At 31.8% G+C, this 22,599-nt stretch carries 24 protein-coding genes and 1 riboswitch; of the genes, 21 read left to right on the top strand and 3 right to left on the bottom strand.

Annotated features, from left to right (window positions below; all coding sequences use genetic code 11):
• Positions 1-56: 56 nt before the first annotated feature.
• The 16 genes from glmU (at position 57) to HMPREF1984_RS05570 (ending at position 14,871) form a co-directional block, all read left to right on the top strand.
• Complete coding sequence (gene glmU, locus HMPREF1984_RS05495; protein ID WP_036099924.1) at positions 57-1,397, top strand: bifunctional UDP-N-acetylglucosamine diphosphorylase/glucosamine-1-phosphate N-acetyltransferase GlmU; 1,341 nt, start codon at positions 57-59, stop codon at positions 1,395-1,397.
• A gap of 1 nt (position 1,398) precedes the next feature.
• Entirely contained in the window at positions 1,399-2,391 is a 993-nt protein-coding gene (locus tag HMPREF1984_RS05500; RefSeq protein ID WP_021766933.1) for a ribose-phosphate diphosphokinase, read from the top strand.
• Positions 2,384-2,998, top strand: a complete 615-nt coding sequence (locus HMPREF1984_RS05505; RefSeq protein WP_021766934.1) for an L-threonylcarbamoyladenylate synthase — start codon at positions 2,384-2,386, stop codon at positions 2,996-2,998. The genes HMPREF1984_RS05500 and HMPREF1984_RS05505 overlap by 8 nt, the downstream gene beginning before the upstream one ends.
• A gap of 8 nt (positions 2,999-3,006) precedes the next feature.
• Positions 3,007-3,504, top strand: a complete 498-nt coding sequence (locus tag HMPREF1984_RS05510; protein WP_036099953.1) for a hypothetical protein — start codon at positions 3,007-3,009, stop codon at positions 3,502-3,504.
• Between the two features lie 41 nt (positions 3,505-3,545).
• Positions 3,546-4,670 (top strand): GspE/PulE family protein, encoded by a 1,125-nt coding sequence (locus HMPREF1984_RS05515; RefSeq protein WP_021766936.1) that lies wholly within the window; start codon positions 3,546-3,548, stop codon positions 4,668-4,670.
• 17 nt (positions 4,671-4,687) lie between these two features.
• Positions 4,688-5,350, top strand: coding sequence for an HAD family phosphatase (locus HMPREF1984_RS05520; RefSeq protein WP_021766937.1), 663 nt, complete (start codon positions 4,688-4,690; stop codon positions 5,348-5,350).
• Positions 5,351-5,383: 33 nt separating this feature from the next.
• The gene (locus HMPREF1984_RS05525; RefSeq protein ID WP_051314472.1) at positions 5,384-6,265 is read left to right on the top strand and encodes a patatin family protein; all 882 of its coding nucleotides are present in this window, start codon (positions 5,384-5,386) and stop codon (positions 6,263-6,265) included.
• A 45-nt stretch (positions 6,266-6,310) separates the two neighbouring features.
• Complete coding sequence (locus HMPREF1984_RS05530) at positions 6,311-7,540, top strand: hypothetical protein (RefSeq protein ID WP_021766939.1); 1,230 nt, start codon at positions 6,311-6,313, stop codon at positions 7,538-7,540.
• Positions 7,541-7,568: 28 nt separating this feature from the next.
• A complete protein-coding gene (locus tag HMPREF1984_RS05535) occupies positions 7,569-8,252 on the top strand; it encodes a DUF6320 domain-containing protein (RefSeq protein WP_021766940.1) in 684 nt (227 codons plus the stop codon).
• Positions 8,253-8,389: 137 nt separating this feature from the next.
• Positions 8,390-9,286: a LysR family transcriptional regulator gene (locus HMPREF1984_RS05540; protein ID WP_021766941.1), complete on the top strand. Its 897-nt coding sequence runs from the start codon at positions 8,390-8,392 to the stop codon at positions 9,284-9,286.
• Positions 9,287-9,342: 56 nt separating this feature from the next.
• On the top strand, positions 9,343-9,927 hold the full coding sequence (gene gmhA / locus HMPREF1984_RS05545) for a D-sedoheptulose 7-phosphate isomerase (protein WP_036099927.1): 585 nt from the start codon (positions 9,343-9,345) through the stop codon (positions 9,925-9,927).
• A 216-nt stretch (positions 9,928-10,143) separates the two neighbouring features.
• Positions 10,144-11,517, top strand: a complete 1,374-nt coding sequence (locus HMPREF1984_RS05550) for an FAD-dependent oxidoreductase (RefSeq protein WP_021766943.1) — start codon at positions 10,144-10,146, stop codon at positions 11,515-11,517.
• Between the two features lie 66 nt (positions 11,518-11,583).
• Positions 11,584-11,688, top strand: a riboswitch (TPP riboswitch).
• 146 nt (positions 11,689-11,834) lie between these two features.
• Positions 11,835-12,146, top strand: coding sequence for a thiamine-binding protein (locus HMPREF1984_RS05555; RefSeq protein WP_021766944.1), 312 nt, complete (start codon positions 11,835-11,837; stop codon positions 12,144-12,146).
• On the top strand, positions 12,139-12,891 hold the full coding sequence (locus tag HMPREF1984_RS05560) for an ABC transporter permease (protein ID WP_369750549.1): 753 nt from the start codon (positions 12,139-12,141) through the stop codon (positions 12,889-12,891). The genes HMPREF1984_RS05555 and HMPREF1984_RS05560 overlap by 8 nt, the downstream gene beginning before the upstream one ends.
• 139 nt (positions 12,892-13,030) lie before the next feature.
• Positions 13,031-14,053, top strand: a complete 1,023-nt coding sequence (locus HMPREF1984_RS05565) for an ABC transporter substrate-binding protein (RefSeq protein ID WP_036099930.1) — start codon at positions 13,031-13,033, stop codon at positions 14,051-14,053.
• Between the two features lie 47 nt (positions 14,054-14,100).
• Positions 14,101-14,871 carry an ABC transporter ATP-binding protein gene (locus tag HMPREF1984_RS05570; protein ID WP_021766947.1) on the top strand — a complete coding sequence of 257 codons (771 nt, stop codon included), beginning with the start codon at positions 14,101-14,103 and terminating at the stop codon, positions 14,869-14,871.
• Positions 14,872-15,085: 214 nt separating this feature from the next.
• Here HMPREF1984_RS05570 and HMPREF1984_RS05575 read toward each other — a convergent pair whose 3' ends face one another.
• Positions 15,086-15,592: a methylated-DNA--[protein]-cysteine S-methyltransferase gene (locus HMPREF1984_RS05575; protein ID WP_021766948.1), complete on the bottom strand. Its 507-nt coding sequence runs from the start codon at positions 15,590-15,592 to the stop codon at positions 15,086-15,088.
• A 698-nt stretch (positions 15,593-16,290) separates the two neighbouring features.
• On the opposite strand from HMPREF1984_RS05575, the gene HMPREF1984_RS10930 reads away from it, so the two are divergent.
• Together HMPREF1984_RS10930 and HMPREF1984_RS05585 are read left to right on the top strand one after the other, a co-directional pair.
• Positions 16,291-16,905, top strand: a complete 615-nt coding sequence (locus HMPREF1984_RS10930; protein WP_021766949.1) for a hypothetical protein — start codon at positions 16,291-16,293, stop codon at positions 16,903-16,905.
• A complete protein-coding gene (locus HMPREF1984_RS05585) occupies positions 16,898-17,317 on the top strand; it encodes a glycosyltransferase (protein WP_021766950.1) in 420 nt (139 codons plus the stop codon). The genes HMPREF1984_RS10930 and HMPREF1984_RS05585 overlap by 8 nt, the downstream gene beginning before the upstream one ends.
• Positions 17,318-17,354: 37 nt before the next feature.
• On the opposite strand, the gene HMPREF1984_RS05590 is transcribed toward HMPREF1984_RS05585, so the two are convergent.
• The gene (locus HMPREF1984_RS05590) at positions 17,355-18,446 is read right to left on the bottom strand and encodes a nitronate monooxygenase (protein ID WP_021766951.1); all 1,092 of its coding nucleotides are present in this window, start codon (positions 18,444-18,446) and stop codon (positions 17,355-17,357) included.
• Positions 18,447-18,477: 31 nt separating this feature from the next.
• Complete coding sequence (locus tag HMPREF1984_RS05595; protein ID WP_021766952.1) at positions 18,478-18,954, bottom strand: hypothetical protein; 477 nt, start codon at positions 18,952-18,954, stop codon at positions 18,478-18,480.
• A gap of 270 nt (positions 18,955-19,224) precedes the next feature.
• On the opposite strand from HMPREF1984_RS05595, the gene HMPREF1984_RS05600 reads away from it, so the two are divergent.
• The 3 genes from HMPREF1984_RS05600 (at position 19,225) to HMPREF1984_RS05610 (ending at position 22,274) form a co-directional block, all read left to right on the top strand.
• Positions 19,225-20,451: an ABC transporter substrate-binding protein gene (locus tag HMPREF1984_RS05600; protein WP_021766953.1), complete on the top strand. Its 1,227-nt coding sequence runs from the start codon at positions 19,225-19,227 to the stop codon at positions 20,449-20,451.
• Positions 20,452-20,569: 118 nt separating this feature from the next.
• On the top strand, positions 20,570-21,274 hold the full coding sequence (locus HMPREF1984_RS05605) for a GTP-binding protein (protein WP_021766954.1): 705 nt from the start codon (positions 20,570-20,572) through the stop codon (positions 21,272-21,274).
• Positions 21,275-21,482: 208 nt separating this feature from the next.
• Entirely contained in the window at positions 21,483-22,274 is a 792-nt protein-coding gene (locus HMPREF1984_RS05610; protein WP_369750550.1) for an ATP-binding cassette domain-containing protein, read from the top strand.
• Positions 22,275-22,599 lie beyond the last annotated feature (325 nt).

Below are 22,599 nucleotides of genomic sequence, written 5' to 3' on the forward strand. Positions count from 1 at the left end.
TTGGTATAATTAAAAATAAGGTTTTAACTAGAATAATTATATTTTTAGGAGGAAAAATGATATCTTTAATCCTGGCAGCCGGAAAAGGTACAAGAATGAAATCGGAAAGGTCAAAAGTTGTACACGAAGTAAATGGAGTTCCGATGGTAAAAATGGTTTCAAAATTATTGAAAAATGCAGGAATTGAAAAAAGCATCTACATTCTGGGACATAGAATGGAAGAAGTGCTGAATACAATCGGAGAAGTCGAATATGTTGAACAGGTTGAACAGCTGGGAACAGGACATGCAGTATTAATTGCGAAGGAAAAAATCGAGGAAAACAAGGATGATGTTCTTATAACATACGGAGATACACCGTTGTTAAGGGAAGAAACAATAAACAGAATGAAGGAAAAGTTTCATAATGAAAATCTTGACTGTATTATTCTGTCGTGTAATATGAAAGATCCTTTTGCCTACGGAAGAATAATAAAAAAAGATGGAAATGTAGTTGATATTATTGAAGAAAAGGAAGCAACGGAAGAGCAGAAGAAAATAAAGGAAGTAAACACAGGAGTTTATATCTTCAAGTATAAAAGCCTTCTGGAAGCACTTGGAAAAATAAATAATAACAACATAAAGGGAGAATATTATTTAACTGATACAATCAAAATTTTATCTGAAGGTGGCTATAAAGTAGGAAGTTATGAGATTGATGATGAAGATGAAGTGCTTGGTGTAAATTCAAAGGCACAGCTTGCTCAGGCAAATAAAATCTTAAGAGATAGAAAAAATCTTCAGTTAATGGATAATGGAGCAATTCTTATAGATCCTGCAGCTACTTACATAGAAGAAGATGTTGAAATAGGGGAAGATACGGTTATCTATCCAAATGTAATTATTCAGGGAGATACAAAAATAGGGAAAAATTGTATAATTTTAAGTAATACAAGAATTGAAAATTCAATTATAAAAGATAATGTGAAGATAGAGTCTTCACTTGTGGAAAAGTCAACACTGGAGGAAGGTGTTACTGTAGGGCCGTTTGCCCACTTGAGGCCTAAAGCTCATTTAAAGGAAAATGTTCATGTAGGAAATTTTGTTGAAATAAAAAATGCCGTACTGGAAAAAGGAGTAAAATCCGGGCATCTGACATATATCGGAGATGCCGAAGTAGGAGAGAATACTAATATTGGTGCAGGAACGATTACATGTAATTATGACGGAAAAAATAAGCATAAGACAAAAATAGGAAAAGAATCGTTTATTGGAAGTAATACAATCATGGTGGCTCCTGTTGAAATAGGAGAAGAGTCCTTCACAGCGGCAGGATCAGTAATAACAAAAAATGTACCTGACAGTACATTGGCATTTGGAAGAGCTAAACAAATAAATAAAGAAGGGTGGAAAAAATAAAATGACGGCCTTGTGCGAAGAAGATAAGAAGAAAATTAGAATTTTTGCAGGTTCAGCAAGTACAGATCTAGCTGAAAAAATAGCAAAGTATCTTGAAGTGGATTTGGCACCGCTTCAAATGAGAAGATTCTCCGATGGAGAAATATTTATAAAATCAGAAGAAAGTGTAAGAGGATGTAAAGTTTTTGTCATTCAGTCTACTTCACGACCTGTAAACGAAAGTATAATGGAACTGCTTATTTTTATTGATGCTTTAAGAAGGGCATCAGCCGAGGAAATAATAGCTGTAATTCCTTATTATGGATATGCAAGACAAGATAGAAAGGCCAGTCCAAGGGAGCCAATTACTTCAAAACTTGTTGCAAATCTTTTAACTGTTGCAGGAGCAACAAGAGTTGTAACTATGGATTTACACGCTAGACAGATACAGGGATTCTTTGATATACCTGTTGATCATATGGAAGCATTGCCTATTTTGGCGAAACATTTTATAAAATATGGATTTACACCTGAAGATACAGTTGTAGTATCACCTGATGTTGGAGGAGTAAAAAGGGCAAGAGGACTTGCAAACTGGCTTCATACACCTCTGGCAATTATAGACAAGAGACGTGCAAAAGCAAATGTATCTGAAGTAATGAACATCATCGGGGATGTAAAAGGCAAAAAAGCTATCCTGATAGATGACATGATAGATACAGCAGGAACTATATGTAATGCCGCTCAAGCATTGATTGAAAAAGGAGCTGTGGAGGTTTATGCCTGTGCAACACATGCAGTTTTTTCAGGGCCTGCACTAGAAAGACTTAAAAAGTCAGCTTTTACAAGAGTAGTCATAACAGACAGCATTTACTTACCGGAAGAACAGAGATTTGATAAACTTAGAATACTTTCAACAAGTAAAATGTTTGCAGAAACTATAAAGAGAATAACTACAAGTGAACCGATAAGTAATTTATTTGAAATGCCAATTGAGGAAAAGAAAAGTGAATAATTTAAAAAATAATGTTAGTGATATAGCTGAAATTTTAAAAAAAGGAGGAGTTGCTATTTTTCCTACAGATACAGTGTATGGAATAGGAGCTCTTCCTGATAAGGAAGCTGTCAGAAGGCTGTACAGAATAAAGAAAAGGGATTTTTCAAAGAAAATAATAGCACTTATTGACAATCCTGATAAGCTGGAGGTTCTCACTTCAGAAACAGGAGAAAATATAGACAGGATAAAAAAAGTAATAGAAGAATGCTGGCCTGGAGAGCTGACTATAATATTCAAGGCAAATGAAGAATTTACGGAAAAATTTGATAGCGGACTTAAAACCGTCGGGATAAGGATTCCAAAAAATAGGACTGCCATTGATATTATAAAGAACACAGGAGGTATTGTCTTAACAACAAGTGCAAATATTTCAGGAGAAAAAGCAGTTACAGATATAAAGGATATGAGTGAAGTCCTTTTAAATGAAGTTGATGGGATAATAACTGATAACTCAATACTGACAGGAGTTCCTTCCACAATTATAAAATATGTGGAAGGGGAAATAGAGATACTTAGAGAAGGAAACATAAATATAGAAAAAATAAAACAGTTAATGAAAGGATAATGAAGAAAATGGCAAAAATGGTAAACCCGAATACAGTTACAGACATGGCACTGGTAAATGCAAGAGCCCAGATGAAAACACAGCAGTTACTGCAGAAGGTTGGAAAAGGGAAACGTAAGGTACAGGTAACGTTAAGTAAAAATGTAAGAGGTTATCTGTCAACAATGACTAAGGAAATGAAAAAGCAGATTAAAACACAGCTTGGAAATGAAAAGCAATTGGCGAATCTGTTTCAATTTTTTAATTATTTTGAAAAGGAAACAGAAATAACAAAGGAAAACAAAAAGATTAAGGAAAAAACAATTCTTTTATCTTATGAAGAAATGGATTATCTGAAATTACAGCTTAAGGAAACTGTAAAAAGAGTGGAAGAAGCAAAACAACCATTGAAATGGTATCAATTTCTACAAAAGTTAAGATTCAACTTTGTTAAAAAGCAGAGTGAAATGGCACTGGAAGAGCTGGGGAAATCTACAGTTGTTAAAGAGGGGAAGAAAAAGAAGTAAAATTTTAAAATAAAAGGGAAAAAAGAGGGAAGGTTGAGAGAATGAAAAATAGTCTGGTTTCAAACAGTACTGTTTCATATGTGAATGAAATAATAGAAACAGGAATAAATGAGAGGGCAAGTGATATCCATATAAGTTCTGATGAAACTGATGGAATGGAAATAAAATATAGAATAGACGGTATTTTAAGGGAAAGTGAAAAACTGTATTTTAAAATTGACAGGAAAATTTTGTCAAGAAACATAACAGAAATAATTTCCAGAATAAAAATACTGGCCAATATGAATGTGGCTGAAAAGAGAAAACCTCAGGATGGGAGTTTTTCTTTTTTATTAAAGAAAAAATATAATATAAGGGCGGCATATGTTCCTACAGTTGAAGGAGAAAGCATTGTACTGAGAATACTGGAAAACTATCTTGAAAATACTGAACTTGAAACATTGGGATTTTCAGGGAAAAGTATAGGGATGCTTGAAAAAGTTCTGGAAAGAAAATTTGGTCTGATACTTGTGAGCGGGCCTACAGGTTCAGGAAAATCAACTACGCTTCTTTCAATAATTGACATTCTGAATGACGGAAAAAGAAAAATAATAACAGTGGAAGATCCTGTGGAAACAAAGGTGAAGGGACTTGTTCAGATTCAGGTGAATGAAGAAATAGGAGTAACTTTTCCGGAAGTTCTGAAAAGCACCTTGAGGAATGACCCTGATATTATTGTAGTTTCTGAAATAAGAGATGAAATAACTGCTGAAATTGCAGTAAGGGCGGCCTTGACAGGGCATCTTGTAATATCCACGATACATACAAATGATGCTGTTTCAACATTAATAAGGCTGACAGACATGGGAATACCTAAGTATCTTATACTGGATTCGCTTGTGGGAGTGATAGCCCAGAGGCTTGTAGGGAAAAAATGCAGTTTCTGTGGTGGAGAAGGATGCGGTGAATGTTCAGGAGGATATAGGGGAAGAATTTCCATAAATGAAGTTCTTATTCTTGGAGATGAAGTGAAAAATATTCTGAAATCAGAAAATTTAGGAAGGAAGTCAAAGGAAGAGCTGAAAAGAAATGCAGAGGAATATTTTGTAGATTTTGATGGGGATATAAAGGATAAATTATCTAAAAATATGATTTTTGAAAAAGATGTCTATGAATTTATGGATTAATTTCGGAAGGAATTTATATGAAAAAGAAACTTATTGTGTATGATTTTGATAAGACAATATACAGCGGTGAGTCAGGAACTAATTTTTTTACTTATTATTTAAAGAAATATCCTTTAAAAGCAATTCTTTTTGGATTGACTTATTTAAAGGAAGTACTGCTTTATCTGATAAAAATTACAGACTTGAAACGTCTTAAGGAAAGATTTTTCATATTTCTGGAATCCCACAGCAATGAAGAGATAGAAAAAATTGTGGATGGATTCTGGAAGGAATATGGAAAAAAAATGTACAGCTGGACTCAGAAGGAACTTGAGGAAAACAAAAAGGAAGCTGATATGGTTATAGTAACTTCGGCAACTCCTTTATTTCTGTTGGAAAGGCTTATTCCTGAAATGGGATATAACATGGTATTCGGAACAGAGTTTCAGGGAGATGGCAAGGAAAAGTTCATTGCAGAAATAAAAGGGGAAAATAACAAAGGTATGGAAAAGGTCAAGAAGCTTAATAAGTGGGCAAAGGAAAATGATATAGAATATGAAATAATAAAATTTTATTCAGACAGTCTTGCTGACAAGCCTCTTTATGATATTGCTGACAAGAAGTACTGGATAAAAAAAGGAAAAAAATTGGAAGGAATGCCTGGAAAGAAAACGTTGCTTGATATATTTTTCTGGGATTAAAATAAATTTAAACTGAATATGGATGTGGGGAAAATGGAAAATAAGGAAAATATAAATGGAAATAAAAATGAAAAGACAGGATTAGTATTAGAAGGTGGAGGACTGAGAGGTATTTTTACAGCAGGAGTGTTGGACTTTTTTCTGGAAAAAAATATTGAATTTGATGGATGTATAGGAGTTTCTGCCGGTTCATGCCATGCATGCAGCTATTTATCAAAACAGTATAAAAGAGCCTTCAATGTATCGGTGGATTATCTGGATGATAAGAGATACTGCAGTATGCACAGTCTTATAACAACAGGAGATCTGTTTGGTGTAGATTTTGTATATGGAGAAATTCCTGATAAACTTAATCCTATTGATAATGAAACATTTATGAAAAATAAAACAAAATTTCAGGCAGTAATTACAAACTGCCGTACAGGGGAAGCAGAATATCCTGAAGTAAAGGATTTCAGAACAGATACTGTTTATATAAGAGCTTCAAGTTCATTGCCTTTCCTTTCAAAAATGGTAAAAATAAACGGAGAGCTTTATCTTGATGGTGGAGTATCTGACTCTATACCAATAAAGAAGTCGATAGAAAATGGTAATACAAAAAATGTAATTATAATGACAAGAGATAAAAAATATAGAAAAAAACAAAGTAAGCTTGGAAAAATTTCGGCAATAAGATATAAGAAATATCCTAAATTTGTAGAACTTATGAATACAAGATTCAGTAGATATAATGAAATACTGGAATATATTTATGAACTGGAAAGACAGGGAAAGGTGTTTATAATTCAGCCTGAAACACCGTTAAACCTTGGAAGAATAGAGAAAAATAAGGAAAAGCTTACAAATGTATATAATATAGGATATGAACAGGCTAAAAAACAATATGATGCGCTGATGGAATATCTTTCAAAATAATCGTATATTTTAAAAGGAATTTCGGAAGAAAAAAGAGGACTTAAAATGAAAAACCAGAAAATATGGTATAAACTGGATGCTTTTGCAAAAACATATTCTTCAATAATAAGTGAAGGGAGGACAACCTGTTTCAGGCTGTCTGTTTTGCTATATGAGGATATTGAGGTGGAAATACTAAAAAAAGCCGCTGAAGATTTGCAGAAAAAGTATCCTTTTTATAATTCAGAACTGAAAAAGGGAATTTTCTGGAATTACCTGCAGCAGAAAAATACACCTCTCCAGGTAGTGCCTGAGATAGCTTATCCATGTACAGAAATAAAGAAGAAAAATCCTCTGAGAATATTGTATTATAAAAAGAAGATTTCCATTGAAATAGCACATTTTCTCACAGATGGAGAAGGAGCAGCGGCATTTTTCAGGGATCTTATTGAAAAATATTTAGATTTAAAATACTTCAAGTCAGAAGAAAAATTAGAAAATAAAGAGATAAAACATATAGAATACACAGATTTGTATACTAAACATATGAGGAAAGTAAATAAGGAAAAAACCGTGAAAAGAGCCTTTCACCTTCCGTTAAAAATACTGGAAAAAGGGCAGTACCATATAACTACGGGGGAAATATCAGTAGAAGACCTGAAAAGGGAAAGCGGAAAATATAATACAACAGTTGGTAAATATCTTCTGGCAGTATATTTTAAAGTGCTGCTGGAAAAGTATTCCTATGCAAAAAAGGAAATAGTTATAGGAGTTCCTGTAGATCTGAGAAGAATTTTTATGGAAGAAACTTATAGAAATTTTTTTATAAATATTACTCCTTCAATAGATCCGAGCCTCGGTAATTTTACGCTGGAAGAAATTATAAAATATCTGGATAATTATTTTAAAATGAAAATAACTCAAAAAGAGTTCTATAAGAGTATATACAAGGCGATGAATCCCATAAGAAATATGATGATTAAAGTAGTTCCATATATTATAAAAAGAATATTTTTTCCATTTATATTTGATTATTATGGGGAAAGAGGTTATACTACAGGATTTTCCAATCTTGGAGTGTTCCATCTTGACGGCCAATACGAAAAACATGTAAAAGGATTGAGATTCCTGCCACCTCCAAGTAAAAGATGCAAAATAAAGGCTGGTGTAATAAGTGATACTGAAAAGGCATACGTAACCTTTGGAAATCTTACTGCAAATCATGAAATAGAAAGGGAGTTTTTTGTGTATTTAAGGAGAAGAGGAATAAAATCAAAAATAATAACAAATTATTAGATTATATAAAAAGTGAGGTGAAATATATATGTATTGCATACGGTGCGGAGTTGAGCTTGAGGAAAATGCTGAAAAGTGCCCTTTATGCGAAACGCCTGTTCCAAAAATAGAAAATGAAGCTATGGGGATTTATGAAGGGGAATATCCTTTTGTAAATATAAATCTTTATGAACTGAAAATGAAAAAAGTCAAAAAAGCAGTATTTATGTCGTTTTTTACAATTTCCATAATTTCCATGCTGGAAGTATTTTTTCAGAATATAATAGTATATGGGCATATAGGCTGGGCATATTATGTTATTCCATCTATACTGCTCTTTGATCTGATGCTGTTTGTAATGCTTAATTCACACTCAATGAGACAGAATCTGTTTTTTATTTTAGTAGGGCTGACATCATTTCTCTTAATAATTGACTATGGAGATAAGAGGTTAAGCTGGAGTCTTGGCAGAGGAATACCGATAACGTTGGCATTTTGTTTTATAGGCCTTATATTTTCTTTTGTATGGGACAAGAATAAGAAGGATAAAATAAAAATATTAAATTTCTTTTTATTTTTTGTGGGAGTTTTCCTTTTAATGCTGGAATTTATAATAAGAAAGAAATTTTCCTGGTCGATTTGGGCCTCAATACCTTTATTTGTATTAAATGTAATGCTAAGATACACATATAAATCATATAAGGAAGAATTTGAAAGAAGATTACATTTGTAAAAAATAAGAAATAAATTTACAAAGAAAATAATTTAAAAATTCATAAATGTTATACAGTAACATATGAAAAATAAGCTAGACAAATAATTGCAAATGTTATATAATACTATAAATAAAATATATGATTGGAGAAGTAAATGGATATACATCATTTAAAAATATTTTTTGAAGCCTGTAACGAAAAAAGTTTTACAAAGGCGGCAAAAAAGTTATTCATAAGTCAATCAGCCGTATCTATACAGATAAAGAAATTAGAATACACATTAGGTCTACAATTAATTGAAAGAAATTCAAAAAATTTTAAGCTGACGTTCGCAGGAAAAGAACTTTTCAAAATGTCCCAGGATGTATTTGAAAAAATTTCAAGAATGGAAAATGAAATGAAAAAAATCCTGCAGTATAAGAAAGGAAAAATTTCAATAGGTGCAACTCATAACATTGGAGAGCCTGTACTTCCCAAAATAATGGTGGAATTCAGTCAACATAATCCTGAAATTGAATTTGACCTGTACATAAAAAATAGGGAATCACTTGTAAAACACCTGAAGGAAGGTACAGTGGATATAGCTCTGATGGAGGAATATTTCATAGAGGATAAGGAAGTAAAAGTTATAGAGACGGAAGAATATCCTTTTGTTGTAGTAGCAGGGACTGAAATAAATGATTATAAAGAACTTGCAGATGTTCCATTATTAAAAAGGGATACAATGCTTACAAACAAATATCTGGATCAGTTTGAAAAAATGATAGGATTTAATCTGGATAAAAGAATATCCATAAATGGAAGTATAGAAACAATGAAAAACCTTATTAAAAATGGACTGGGATTTGCAGTACTTCCTTATTACAGCGTATATGAAGAGGTTATAAAAGGAACTCTGAATGTAATCCATAGCTTTGATAAGTCGGAAGACAGATTCCAGATTGTGCTGATAAGGGAAAATGAAGACAAGGAAGGAATAAGTAAATTTGTAGATTTTCTAAAAAATTACAAATTAAACAGGGAACTTTTTTCAGAGAAAAAAATAAGATAATTATGGTAAAATATACAAAGTAAAGAGAAACACAATTATATAACGAGGTGATAATTTTGTTGAAAGATCATATTAAGTATTCATATTTGGCTGCTTACGAAACTGTAAAAAACTTTGTTGAAAAGGATGAAAATATTGAGAAAACTCTGAAAGTTGCAGAAGAACTGGCTGAAGCATATAAAAAAGGAAATAAGTCGCTTATAGCCGGAAATGGTGGAAGTAACTGCGATGCAATGCACTTTGCTGAAGAATTTACAGGAAGATTCAGAAAAGACAGAAAGGCGTTACCTTCTTTAAGTATAAGTGATTCTTCACATATAACATGTGTTGGAAATGATTATGGATTTAATTTCATATTTGCTAAGGGAGTGGAAGCTTTTGGAAAGGAAGGGGATTTCTTTTTTGGAATATCAACTTCAGGAAATTCCCAGAATATAATAGAAGCTGTGAAAATGGCAAAGGAAAAAGGAGTTAAGACAGTAGGAATCTTAGGAAAAGATGGTGGTAAATTAAAAGGAATGTGTGATTATGAATTTATCGTTCCAGGAGAAACTACTGACAGAATACAGGAAGTTCATATGATGATTTTACACATAATCATTGAAGGAGTGGAAAGAATTCTATTTCCTGAAAACTATTAATTAAAAAAATTATAAAACAATGAATAAAATATATTTGGATTGATAGAAAGATAGTATTTACTGAATTATAAAATTAATAAATACTATCTTTTTATTTTAGAAATATTTTATATTCTTTATTCAAAAAATTGTATGTACAAAATTATAAAAATGTGCTAGAATAGAAATGAAAAGAAAAAGAATTTATATAGAAATAATTAAATAAGGAGGACCAAAATGAAAAAATATGATGCAGTTATTATTGGATTTGGAAAAGGTGGAAAAACTCTTGCAGGATTTCTTGCTGGAAAAGGACAGAATGTGGCGTTGGTTGAAAAGTCTGATAAAATGTATGGTGGAACATGTATAAATGTAGGATGTATTCCATCAAAGAAACTGGTAAATAGTACAAAAGTACTTAAAGATAAAGGATTAAGCAGTATAGAAGATAAAGAAAAATTTTATGCTGAAAGTATAGAAAATAAAAATACTTTGATTGGAGCATTGAGAGGAAAAAACTATGAAATGCTTGCTTCAAAAGAAAATATTACAGTTTATGACGGAATAGGAAGTTTTGTTTCAAAAAATGTTGTAAATGTAGAAAACAATGGAGAAAATATTCAGATTGAAGGAGAAAAGATATTTATAAATACAGGTTCGACTACTATAATTCCTAATATAAAGGGAATTTCAGAAAGTAACTATGTTTATACAAGCACTTCACTCATGGAATTAAAGGAACTTCCTAAAAAACTTACTATAATAGGTGCGGGATATATTGGTCTTGAATTTGCTTCAATGTATTCTGAATTTGGTTCAGAAGTTACAGTAATTGACATGAGTGACAGATTAATGCCTAGAGAAGATGAGGAAATTGCTGAAAGAGTAAAAGCTATACTTGAAGCAAAGGGAATAAAATTCCTGCTGAAATCAAAAATAGAAGAAATTTCTGACAGAAATGATAAAGGATACGTTAAAATTTCAGGAGAAAATGGAGAAAGCGAAGTTGAATCAGATGCTATTCTTGTGGCAATTGGAAGAAAGCCTAACACAGAAGGGCTTAACCTTGAGGCTGCAGGAGTGAAAACTGACGAAAGAGGAGCAGTTGCAGTTGATGAAACATTAAAAACAACAGCAGATAATATATGGGCAATGGGAGATGTAAAAGGTGGTCTTCAGTTTACATATATTTCCCTTGATGATTTCAGAATAATAAGAGACAATGTATATGGAAATGGAAGCAGAACAATAAATGACAGAAATGTAATACCTTACAGCGTATTTATAAATCCACCTTTATCAAGAGTGGGAATGACTGAAAAGGAAGCTGTTGAAAAAGGATATGAAGTAAAAACAGGAAGATTAGAAGCTATGGCTATTCCAAAAGGGAAAATAGAAGGAGTGACAGACGGTCTTTTAAAAACAGTAGTAGATGCCAAGACAGATAAAATTCTTGGATGTACTTTACTGTGTAACACTTCCCATGAAATGATAAATGTTGTGGCAGCTGCAATAAAAGCTGAACAGAAATATACATTCCTGAAGGATATGATTTTTACACACCCTACAATGAGTGAAGCGTTGAATGATTTATTTGGTAGTGTGAAGTAGGAATTTTTTCAAATATCCTTGACTTATAGTCAAAATCGCTATATACTGTTATTAGAATAACCGAAGATTAAAATACCGGGGAGCTTACTGCTGAGAGTAGTTGTTGTGGCAACTTAACCCGTCAAACCTGATTCGGATAATACCGACGAAGGGAGTATCTTTTAATAATCGAAATTACACTAATTGGAAATAACTGCTTCGGAAGATTAATATAATAGAATTTCAAACAGTTTAATACACAATTTTTCCAATAGAAATAAAAATAAATGTAAGATAGATGTTAAAATACCTCCTTTGTCAAAAAAGGAGGATTTTTTATGTCAAAAAATGAAATAGATGCAAGTGTTGCAATTCAGGTTTTACCAAATGTTCAGGAAAATGATGAAATTGTAAAAATTGTAGATGAGGTAATTGCCTACATAAAAAGCAAAAACCTGAATACTCATGTAGGGCCTTTCGAAACAACTATTGAAGGGAAATACGACGAGCTTATGGAAATTGTGAAGGAATGCCAGCTGATAGCTGTAAAAGCCGGAGCACCTGGAGTCATGTCCTACGTGAAGATAAATTATAAACCGAAGGGAGATGTACTTACTATTGAACAGAAAATCTCAAAACATTCTGAATAAAATAATGGATAAATTTGCCCCTTTTATTATAATACTTTCCCTTCTTGTTTTATGGGAAATTTTATCAGTAACAGGAGTTGTGCCGAAGTTTATGCTGCCTTCACCTTTTGATGTAATAAAGGCGTTTATTGATGATTTTCCATTGCTGATGCATCACACGTGGATAACACTGGTGGAAGCCTTTTTAGGACTGGGATTGGGAATAGTACTAGGTTTCCTTATGGCTATTGTAATGGACAGATTTGAATTTGCATATAAGGCGATATATCCAGTACTTGTAATAACTCAGACTGTCCCAACCGTTGCGATTGCACCACTTCTGGTATTATGGCTGGGATATGGAATAATGCCAAAGATAACGTTAATTGTCATAACATCATTTTTTCCTATAACTATAGGACTTCTTGATGGATTCAAGTCAGCAGACAGGGATGCATTGAATTTACTGAAAACAATGGGAGCAACCCCTTTACAGAATTTTATTCATATAAAATTTCCAGGATCCATAGGATATTTCTTTGCAGGCCTTAGAATATCAGTTTCCTATTCCATTATAGGAGCTGTTGTGGCAGAATGGCTTGGAGGATTTGACGGTCTTGGAGTTTATATGACAAGGGTAAGAAAATCATATTCATTTGATAAAATGTTTGCAGTAATATTTTTTATATCGGCAATTAGTCTGTTTCTGATGTATCTCGTAAAGAAAATACAGAAAAAGGCTATGCCATGGGATAATAACATTTGATTTAGAAATAAGTGTATAAAATAGAATTTTTTATTTTCTATTTTAAATTGTAAAATTTCTAAATAAATTCATTTATAACAAATTTCTGAATGAACTATATTAAAATAAAAAATAAATAATATAAGAAGGAGTGGAACAAATGAAAAAGATTGTAAAAATTATGCTATTTTGCCTTTTGGGAATATTTGCTGTGTCATGTGGGAAAAATAGCAGTTCAGACACAGGTGGAAATGGCGAAAAGAAAAGTGGTGAAAGTCCTTCAAAGAAAATAAGTATAGTGCTTGACTGGACTCCAAACACTAATCATACAGGATTATTTGTTGCGAAGGAACTGGGATATTTTAAGGAAGAAGGGCTGGAAAATGTGGAAATAGTTCAGCCACCTGAAGGAAGTACAACTGCATTGATAGGAGCTGGAGGTGCCCAGTTTGGAATAAGTTTTCAGGATACATTGGCAAAATCCTTCTCAAATGACAGTCCTGTACCTGTAACAGCAGTTGCGGCAATTATACAGCATAATACTTCAGGGATAATATCTTTAAAGGATAAGGGGATAGACAGCCCGAAAAAACTGGAAGGCCATAAATATGCCACATGGGATGATGAAATAGAAAAAGCAATATTGAAAAAAATTATAACAGATGACGGTGGAGACTTTGGTAAAGTAAAAATGATCCCAAATACAGTAACAGATGTAGTTACAGCACTTAAGACAGATATAGATGCTGTGTGGGTATATTATGCGTGGGACGGAGTTGCAACAGAGCTTGCAGGATTACAGACAAATTTCCTGAATTTTGCTGATTATGGAAAAGAACTTGATTATTATAGTCCGGTTATAATTGCAAATAACGATTATTTAAAGAAAAATCCGGAAGAAGCAAAAAAAGTTTTAAGAGCAATAAAAAAAGGATATGAATATGCTATTGCAAATCCGGAAGAAGCGGCAAAAATATTAGTGAAAAATGCTCCGGAACTGAAACTGGAACTTGTTACAGAAAGTCAGAAATGGCTTGCTTCAAAATACAAGGCAGATGTGGCAGAATGGGGAGTAATAGACCAGAGCCGTTGGGATTTATTTTATGAGTGGCTATTTAAAAATAGTCTGATTAAAAAAGAAATACCTAAAGGATATGGATTTTCAAATGACTATCTGAAATAGGATTTTCAGCTGGAAAAGTTATTTAAAGTGAAAGGCAGTATTAAAAAATGACAACATCAATTACAAAAGATAATCGGAAGCTGAAACTGGAGACTAAGAATGTTTCTGTAAAGTTTGAAGATAAGAAAATAATAGAGGATATATCTGTCAGGCTTCATGAAAATGAGCTTGTATGTATTCTGGGATTGAGTGGAGTTGGGAAAACTACTCTTTTCAATGTTATTGCAGGGCTGATTTCTCCAAGTGAAGGAACAGTTGAAATGAATGGTACCGACATTACAGGAAAATCAGGAAATATAAGCTATATGCTTCAGAAGGATTTACTTTTACCATTTAAAACGGTAATAGACAATGTTTCCCTTCCCCTTGTAATAAAAGGCGAAAAAAAGAAAGCTGCAAGGGAAAAGGCAGAAAAATACTTTACCCAGTTTGGACTGGAAGGAACAGAAAAAAAATATCCGAATCAGCTTTCAGGTGGAATGAGGCAGAGGGCTGCACTTTTAAGGACATACTTATTTTCAAATGAAACAGCATTGCTGGATGAGCCTTTTAGTGCCCTGGATGCCATAACAAAACATAAAATGCATCTCTGGTATCTTGACATAATGAAACAGATAAAAATGTCCACACTGTTTATAACTCATGATATAGATGAAGCCATAATTCTGTCAGACAGAATTTATATACTGTCGGGAAGTCCAGGGAAAATAACGGCAGAAATAGAGGTTGATATAGACAGATGTGGAGATAATGAAGAATTACAGCTGTCAGAAAAGTTTCTGAAATATAAGAAAGAAATATTGGAATATTTAAAATAGAAAGATTATAAAAAGGGACTGGCTCAAAAATATAAATATAATATATGAAAAAACTATATTTTTTCATTTGCTAAAATTTTACTCATATAAAACAGTCATTCATTAAGGAAAAGTCAAAAACTTGCCTAAAGGCTCAGACAGATGACTTTTCCTAAATTCATTTCCTGTTTTACATTGTAAAATTCTAGATAATCCAAAAATATAGTTTTTCACATTATTTTTCAATTTTTTTAAGACTATTCCTTTTTTCAAGATTAAGAAGAAATTCTTTTATTTCAAGTCCGCCACCATATCCTACAAGTTTTTTGTTACTTCCTATAACCCTATGGCATGGAATGAAAATAGGAATTTTATTTCTGTTATTTGCCATACCTACAGCCCTTACAGCCTTTTCATTATTGATTGCAATGGCAATATCCTTATATGAACGGGTTTCTCCATAAGGAATTTTTAAAAGCTCATTCCAGACAGAAATCTGAAAATCAGTACCTTCTTTTAATAAAGGCAGATTGAAATCCCTTCTTTTTCCATTCAGATACTCAAATAACTGAGATGCGGCTTTTTTTATTAAAGTAGTTTCCTTTATAATATAATTGCTACTTTTCTTAATATTTTCTATTTCATATTCAAAAAATAAATCTGTTATTTTATCTTCAGTTGCTCCAATTCCTAATATTCCTAATTCTTTTATTCCAGTATTGTAAAAATATACATATCTCATTTATTTTATCACCTCATATAATTTCCTATATTATAGTATAATTAAAGCTATGTCACAAGTTATAACTAAAATAATTTTCAATATTCTTTATTTTGTCTCACTGTTCATCTAACATTCTATATCTTTTCTGCTTGATAGAAAATCTTCTGTTTTTTCTGTTGTATTAGAATGATAGTAGTTATGAATATTCTTTTGGAAACAATTAGAGGCTCTCTTATTATGTATTTTCAAAATATTTTAGAAAATAATATAAAAATTTATTATAGATATATAAAATCATATACACGATAATTTCTATATGTTTGACAAATATTTTTTTATAGGGTTAAATAGTAATGAAAAAAATAACAATTTATTGTAATAAGTAATAATTATGAAAAATATATAGTTAAAAAACATAAAATTTAATATTTAATATATTATAAGATAGACTGATTATAGTATAAGAATATCTAATTTAGACATTAAATACAAGAAATGTTCAAATGTTAATTTATGATAAAAAATAATGATAAGTTACAAAATTATAAAAAAGTAAATTAAAGAAGTTAATGAATTTTTCAGAAATAATCCAAGATGTATGAACTTAGAAAAAGGTTTTTCAGTGTATTTAACTAAGAGAGATGTGATGAATATTTGATATGTATTTTGTTAAAAGAAAGATATAAAGATGATATTTATAAATAGGAGATGATATAATGAATAGTGTATCAGTAAAGGGTGTTATTAAAAAGAATAATTCATTTCTGTTAAGAAAAAATGAAAGAGATGAATATGAATTACTAGGTGGAAAATTAGAAAAAGATGATATTAATCTGAGAGACAGATTGAAAAAAGAATTTTTAGAAGAATCAGGTATAAAGATAATAGTTAATAAAGAATTAGAACCTTGGTTTTTGAATATAAATGGGGACAAAGTTTTAATTATTCCATATATTTGCAATATAGAGTATATTCCTTCTGTCTTATATGATCAAGATGGTGGAGAACTGTATTGGGTAAAGGAAAGAAATATAAATAAAATAAATATACCAAAAGGATATCTTGATACTATTAATCAAATTTCTCCACATGATTCAACAACAATTTCAAAAAAAACTAAATATTATGGAAAAGACTATCAAGTACCTATATTTTTAAAGATAATTAATAAAAATTCTAAAGAAATAGAAACAGTTGAAATTAAAGAAGGAAGTATTTCAGATATAAAAGAAAAGTATAGAATTAATAATAGAATAAAATTAAAATTTAATAAATGTGAATTAGAAGAGAATGTTTTATATGTTGAATATGAGAGTGATATCCATGAATAAAATAAAAATTTCAGTAATTATACCAACTTTTAATAGAAATAATTTGCTAAAAAAATCTCTTAAATCGTTGTCAGAGCAGTCGTTAAATCATAATGAATATGAAGTGATAATTTGTGATGATGGAAGTTATGAATCTGCTGTAACAATAGTAAAAGAATTTGAGAACAAATTAAATATTAAATATTGTTATCATAGTAATAAGGGCTATAGAGTTGCTTTAGCAAGAAATGAAGGGATTTATTTAGCTAAAGGAGAAATATGTGCTTTTATTGATTATGGTATGATTGTAATACCAGAATTTTTAGAAAATCATTTAAAACTTCATAAAAAAATAATAATAATATACTGCACCTCCAATCTTGAGTCCAAGATTTTGGGTGCAGTACATAAATATAATTTTTATTATGTTTGAGATAATAACTCTTATTTAGAAAATAGTTTCCGTTTTTTTATTTTTCATTAGTCATAAGTTCATCAATTAAGTCTTTTACATGGACAATTTCCTTAAGCTTGTATCCATTTGCACCTGAGAAAAAGAGTCCCGATTGCAGTCTTCCAAGATATGCATCCCCAAGACTGTCTGCGATACAGTAACCGACTCTTCTTGCCCCTTCTCCCCTATTACAAGGGAAAATACAGTTACTGATACATTTTATCTTTTTTGTATCCGGTTCTAAAGTTTTTATCAAGTTTGTTTTTACTGCCCTTCCAGGATATCCTACCGGAGAACTTACAATAACAATATCTTCTTCCTTTGAATCAAGTAAAACCTGTTTAAATACAGGACTTGCATCACATTCATGAGTTCCAATGAATCTTGTTCCCAGCTGAACTGCATCAGCTCCTAAATCCATTATTTTTTCAATATCCTCTCTGTCCCATATACCTCCGGCTGCAATTATAGGAAAGTCACCCCATTTATCCCTTTCTTCCTTTATAGGAGGTAAAATAGCTTCAAGCTGATGCTCAGGAGCAAACAGTTCGTTATATTTTGCACCTTGATGCCCTCCACTTTTAGGTCCTTCCACAATAACAGCTCCAGGAGTTCTTCCGGCAGCCTTCCATTTTTTACATATTATTTTTAATGCCCTTGCAGATGAAACTATAGGCACTATTTCAACATCTGGATAATTTTCAGTAAGCCTTGGAAGTTCAAGAGGCAGTCCGGCACCTGTAACAATAATATTTGCACCTGCTTCAAGAGCGTCATTTACAACTCTTTCATAATCATTTATTGCATGAAGAATGTTGCAGGCAAGAGGTTTGTCACCACATATCTGTCTTGCATTTTTGAAAATTTCAAATAAGGCTTTCCTGCTGTAAGCATTTTCAGTTCCTAACGGTCTTCCATCCACTTCTTTTTTAACAAACTTCATATTCTGGTAATATCCCGTACATATTGCACTTATTGTTCCTAATCCCCCATTTTTAGATACATTTCCTGCAAGCTGGTCCCAGCTTATTCCTACTCCCATTCCACCTTGTATAATGGGCTTTTCAATGTAATGTTTCCCTATTTTAATTCCTTTTAATTCTCTCATATTATTTTTCCTCTCTTTATTATTTATTGGGTTAAATGAAACTGCAATAAACAGGAGGAGCCCTCACAATCCGTATATTTGATGAAAAAGAAGTATAATTCAGCATAATGCTTGAAAATGACGCATGTATGTAAATCATACCATTTATAAATTTCTTAAAACTTTCGATAACCTTTTTTCTTATATCATTTGTCATAAAATTAATATAACTGTTGGCACAAAGCTGTTCAAATTTTTTGATTAAAAGCTCGATGTCCATTTTTTCAAGAAAAGACAGGTCAAATTCCATATTTGAAATATATCTGTCAAGAAACTGAAAAAATACATCACTTTTATTTGATAGAATTTTCTTATTCTGGTTATAAATCGAACATATATTTTCGAGGTACACAAAATGACCGTTAATGAAAACAGTTAAAGGATTTTTCCGAATAAACGGACTGAAAATATTTGAAACTATACACTGAATAATTTCAGATAAGACATTTCTTACAGATTTTCCTAACATTGAATTCCTCTCCTAAATATATAATAACGTTTGTTATATTATATCAAAAAAGGGAATATAAAGTCAATTGATAAAAGTCAGCCTACAAAATTCAAGGCTTGAAGGAATGATTGTTTTGTAAAAAATTATATTTTAAAAATAAGATGAAAAAAATTGAAAAATTGTAACTGAGGTTACATATTTTTTCTATTTATATGATATAATTTAACAATCAAAATATAAGAAAAGAAAAATATGACTATAAAAAGAGATTAACAGAAGGAGAAAATAATGAATAAATTTTTTAGCTTAACCGATACATTTAGCCAGCTGGTGGAAAAATATCCTGAAGCGATGGACTTCCTGGTGGCAAATGGATTTGAACAGTTTAAGAACAAGCAGATGTTTGATACAATGGGGAAAACAATAAGAATAGATATGGCATTGAAATCAAAGAAGATAAATCCTGAACTGTTTGAAGAAAGACTGGTTGCATTTCTGGAAAAAGACAGTGCAATGGATATTTCCCTTGCAGAAAGCAAGAAGGATGCAACAGGAGATATTTTAATAGAAGGTGTGCTGCCTTGCCCTATAAGAATACCTTTACTGGAAGGAATAAAGGAATGGGTGGATGACCAGAATGCAAAAAATGACTATAAGATAGCATATGAACTTCAGTCAGCAAACTTAGGACTTGACTGGGTAGTTGACAAGGTAAAGACAGGAGATGCGGATAAAGTGTCTGACGTTCTTCTTTCAGCAGGATTTGAACTGTTTTTTGATAAGGATCTTATGGGACATTTCATGGATGAGGGAATATTTGAAACATACCTTGATGAAATGAACAAGGATTTCTGTAATGACAGGATTGATTTGAGGGATCCTAAAAAGAGATATGCAATAATGGGAGTTGTACCTGCAGTATTTCTTGTAAATAAAGGGGTTCTTGGAGATAGAAAGGTGCCTGAAACATGGGCTGACATTTTAAGCGAGGAATTTGAAGATTCAGTAGCATTGCCAATGAATGACCTTGATTTATTCAATGCCCTTGTTATAAACATATACAAGGAATTCGGTTCAGAAGGAATTAAAAATCTGGTAAGATCATATAAGAAGAATCTGCACCCGGCACAAATGGTAAAGGCAAAAGGAAAAAGCAAGGATGCTCCGGCAGTAAGTATAATTCCTTATTTCTTTACACAGATGCTTATGGGGGCGAGTGACCTTCAGGCAGTATGGCCTAAGGATGGAGCATTGTTAAGTCCAATATTTATGATTACGAAAAAAGCAAAACAGGATAAAATAAAGCCATTTATTGACTTTTTCATGTCAGAAAAAATTGGAACACTGTTTTCAGCGAGCGGAAAATTCCCTTCAACAAATCCTAATGTTGATAACCATCTGGATGAAAACCAGACATTTAAATGGATTGGTTGGGACTTTATCCATAACAACGATGTTGGAGGCCTCGTAAGACAGTGCGAAAAAGAATTTAATGATGCAATAATGGAATTATAGAATGTAGATAGAATATAAATAAATCTAAATAGGACATAGAATAATAAACAGGGAAGAAATAACTTCGTATTTAAAATAAAAGAGATTGTGAAAGAAGAAGTAACGGAAAGGAAAAATTATGAATTTAGTAGTGTTTTCAGGACCACCATCATCAGGGAAGACAAGTGTTATACTAAAAACTGTTGATGCATTGAAACAGCAGGGAATATCAGTTGGAGTTGTAAAATTTGACTGTCTTTATACAGATGATGATATATTATATGAAAAAGCAGGAATTCCTGTGAAAAAAGGATTATCAGGAGCATTATGTCCAGACCACTTTTTCGTATCGAATATTGAAGAGGTTGTACAGTGGGGAAGAAGTCTGGGACTTTCAATGCTTATTACTGAATCGGCAGGACTTTGTAACAGATGTTCGCCATATATTAAGGAAATAAAGGGAGTATGTGTCATAGACAACCTTTCAGGGATAAATACACCTAAAAAAATAGGACCGATGCTTAAGTCTGCGGATATTGTAATTATAACTAAAGGGGATATAGTTTCACAGGCTGAAAGGGAAGTATTTGCTTCAAGGGTAAATTCAGTAAATCCTACAGCAGTTACAATGCATGTGAACGGACTTACAGGACAGGGAGCATATGAGCTGAGTACACTTCTTTATGAAAAGGAAAAGGAAATTGATACAGTTCAGGGAAAACAGCTTAGATTTCCTATGCCTTCAGCATTATGTTCATATTGCTTAGGAGAAACAAGAATCGGAGAAAAATATCAGATGGGAAATGTCAGAAAAATGAATTTAGGTGGTAACAGTAATGAATAAGAATTTAATAGAAGGTATGAAAATAGAAGAACTTTTGACTAAATATCCTTTTGCAGAAGCTTTTTTCAGTGAAAATGCAATAGAAGTGGCAGGGTATGAAGGTAAAACTTTTGCTGAATTTCTGGATAAATTTACTGAAGAAGAAATTGAAGATATGGCTCTTGATAAGGAGCTTCTGAAAAGAGGGCTTTCAGAATATATAGAACAAATGAAGGCTTTTCTTGGAATGGAAGAGGAGAAAGGTGTAGAAGTATTGACAATACTTGCAGGACATGACAAGTCAGGAAATCCTGAAGGATTTGACAGGCTTGACATAAACAAGTCGGAAATAATTTCAATAGTAGGGCCTACAGGATCAGGAAAATCAAGATTACTTGCAGATATTGAATGGACAGCACAGAGGGACACTCCTACAAAGAGGGAAATACTTATAAATGGAGAACTTCCTGATAAAAAATGGCGTTTTTCCTCAAATAATAAATTAGTTGCCCAGCTGTCACAGAATATGAACTTTGTTATGGATTTGTCAGTAAAGGAATTTCTGGAACTGCATGCAAAAAGTAGAATGATTGAAAATATAGAGGAAGTTACAGCTAAAATAATAGCAGAAGCAAATAATCTGGCAGGAGAGCAGTTCAGGCTTGATACACCTGTGACAGCACTAAGTGGTGGTCAGTCGAGGGCACTAATGATAGCTGATACGGCTATATTGAGTTCTTCGCCTATCGTTCTGATAGATGAAATAGAAAATGCAGGAATTGACAGGAAAAAAGCACTTGATCTGCTTGTTTCATCTGACAAGATAGTTCTTATGGCAACTCATGATCCTACACTTGCACTGATTGCAAATAAACGTATTATAATAAAAAATGGTGGAATTGCTAAAATTATTGAAACAAGTGAGGAAGAGAAAAAAATACTTTCAAAGCTTGAAGAAATGGATAATGTAATTCAGAGAATGAGAACAGATTTGAGATTGGGAAAAATATTGAGTGAATAATAGAAAATAAAAGCAGAACATACATATTAGAAATAAAAATAGGAAAATCCAGTAATCTTTAAATATAAAGCTTTATAAGCTATTTGAGATTATTGGATTTTTTTTGTTTTTTTCACTCCCGCTTCTGACAAAGAGCCTAATTATTTTCAATTTCAAAAATTTCTGTACCGTACCTTTGTTGCGATGTCTAAGTGTTTTCAAAGAAAAGAGTTAATTTTTTTTTTAATGAAAAGATTGAAAAAATTTCATTTTTGAGATATAATTATAACGGAATTAAATGACTAAACTAAGGAAACTTTAAAATTATATTTAGTACATAATATGA

The organism is Leptotrichia sp. oral taxon 215 str. W9775 (genome assembly GCF_000469505.1).
Taxonomy (GTDB): Bacteria; Fusobacteriota; Fusobacteriia; order Fusobacteriales; family Leptotrichiaceae; genus Leptotrichia_A.

Coding starts and splice junctions, on each gene's coding strand:
- HMPREF1984_RS05585 (WP_021766950.1), top strand. CDS start 16,898: ATGAATAAAATAAAAATTTCAGTAATTATACCAACTTTTAATAGAAAT.
- HMPREF1984_RS05565 (WP_036099930.1), top strand. CDS start 13,031: ATGAAAAAGATTGTAAAAATTATGCTATTTTGCCTTTTGGGAATATTT.
- HMPREF1984_RS05555 (WP_021766944.1), top strand. CDS start 11,835: ATGTCAAAAAATGAAATAGATGCAAGTGTTGCAATTCAGGTTTTACCA.
- glmU (WP_036099924.1), top strand. CDS start 57: ATGATATCTTTAATCCTGGCAGCCGGAAAAGGTACAAGAATGAAATCG.
- HMPREF1984_RS05575 (WP_021766948.1), bottom strand. CDS start 15,592: ATGAGATATGTATATTTTTACAATACTGGAATAAAAGAATTAGGAATA.
- HMPREF1984_RS05510 (WP_036099953.1), top strand. CDS start 3,007: ATGGCAAAAATGGTAAACCCGAATACAGTTACAGACATGGCACTGGTA.
- HMPREF1984_RS05600 (WP_021766953.1), top strand. CDS start 19,225: ATGAATAAATTTTTTAGCTTAACCGATACATTTAGCCAGCTGGTGGAA.
- HMPREF1984_RS05515 (WP_021766936.1), top strand. CDS start 3,546: ATGAAAAATAGTCTGGTTTCAAACAGTACTGTTTCATATGTGAATGAA.
- HMPREF1984_RS05570 (WP_021766947.1), top strand. CDS start 14,101: ATGACAACATCAATTACAAAAGATAATCGGAAGCTGAAACTGGAGACT.
- HMPREF1984_RS05520 (WP_021766937.1), top strand. CDS start 4,688: ATGAAAAAGAAACTTATTGTGTATGATTTTGATAAGACAATATACAGC.
- HMPREF1984_RS05550 (WP_021766943.1), top strand. CDS start 10,144: ATGAAAAAATATGATGCAGTTATTATTGGATTTGGAAAAGGTGGAAAA.
- HMPREF1984_RS05595 (WP_021766952.1), bottom strand. CDS start 18,954: ATGTTAGGAAAATCTGTAAGAAATGTCTTATCTGAAATTATTCAGTGT.
- HMPREF1984_RS05500 (WP_021766933.1), top strand. CDS start 1,399: ATGACGGCCTTGTGCGAAGAAGATAAGAAGAAAATTAGAATTTTTGCA.
- HMPREF1984_RS10930 (WP_021766949.1), top strand. CDS start 16,291: ATGAATAGTGTATCAGTAAAGGGTGTTATTAAAAAGAATAATTCATTT.
- HMPREF1984_RS05590 (WP_021766951.1), bottom strand. CDS start 18,446: ATGAGAGAATTAAAAGGAATTAAAATAGGGAAACATTACATTGAAAAG.
- HMPREF1984_RS05610 (WP_369750550.1), top strand. CDS start 21,483: ATGAAGGCTTTTCTTGGAATGGAAGAGGAGAAAGGTGTAGAAGTATTG.
- HMPREF1984_RS05530 (WP_021766939.1), top strand. CDS start 6,311: ATGAAAAACCAGAAAATATGGTATAAACTGGATGCTTTTGCAAAAACA.
- HMPREF1984_RS05525 (WP_051314472.1), top strand. CDS start 5,384: ATGGAAAATAAGGAAAATATAAATGGAAATAAAAATGAAAAGACAGGA.
- HMPREF1984_RS05540 (WP_021766941.1), top strand. CDS start 8,390: ATGGATATACATCATTTAAAAATATTTTTTGAAGCCTGTAACGAAAAA.
- HMPREF1984_RS05605 (WP_021766954.1), top strand. CDS start 20,570: ATGAATTTAGTAGTGTTTTCAGGACCACCATCATCAGGGAAGACAAGT.
- HMPREF1984_RS05535 (WP_021766940.1), top strand. CDS start 7,569: ATGTATTGCATACGGTGCGGAGTTGAGCTTGAGGAAAATGCTGAAAAG.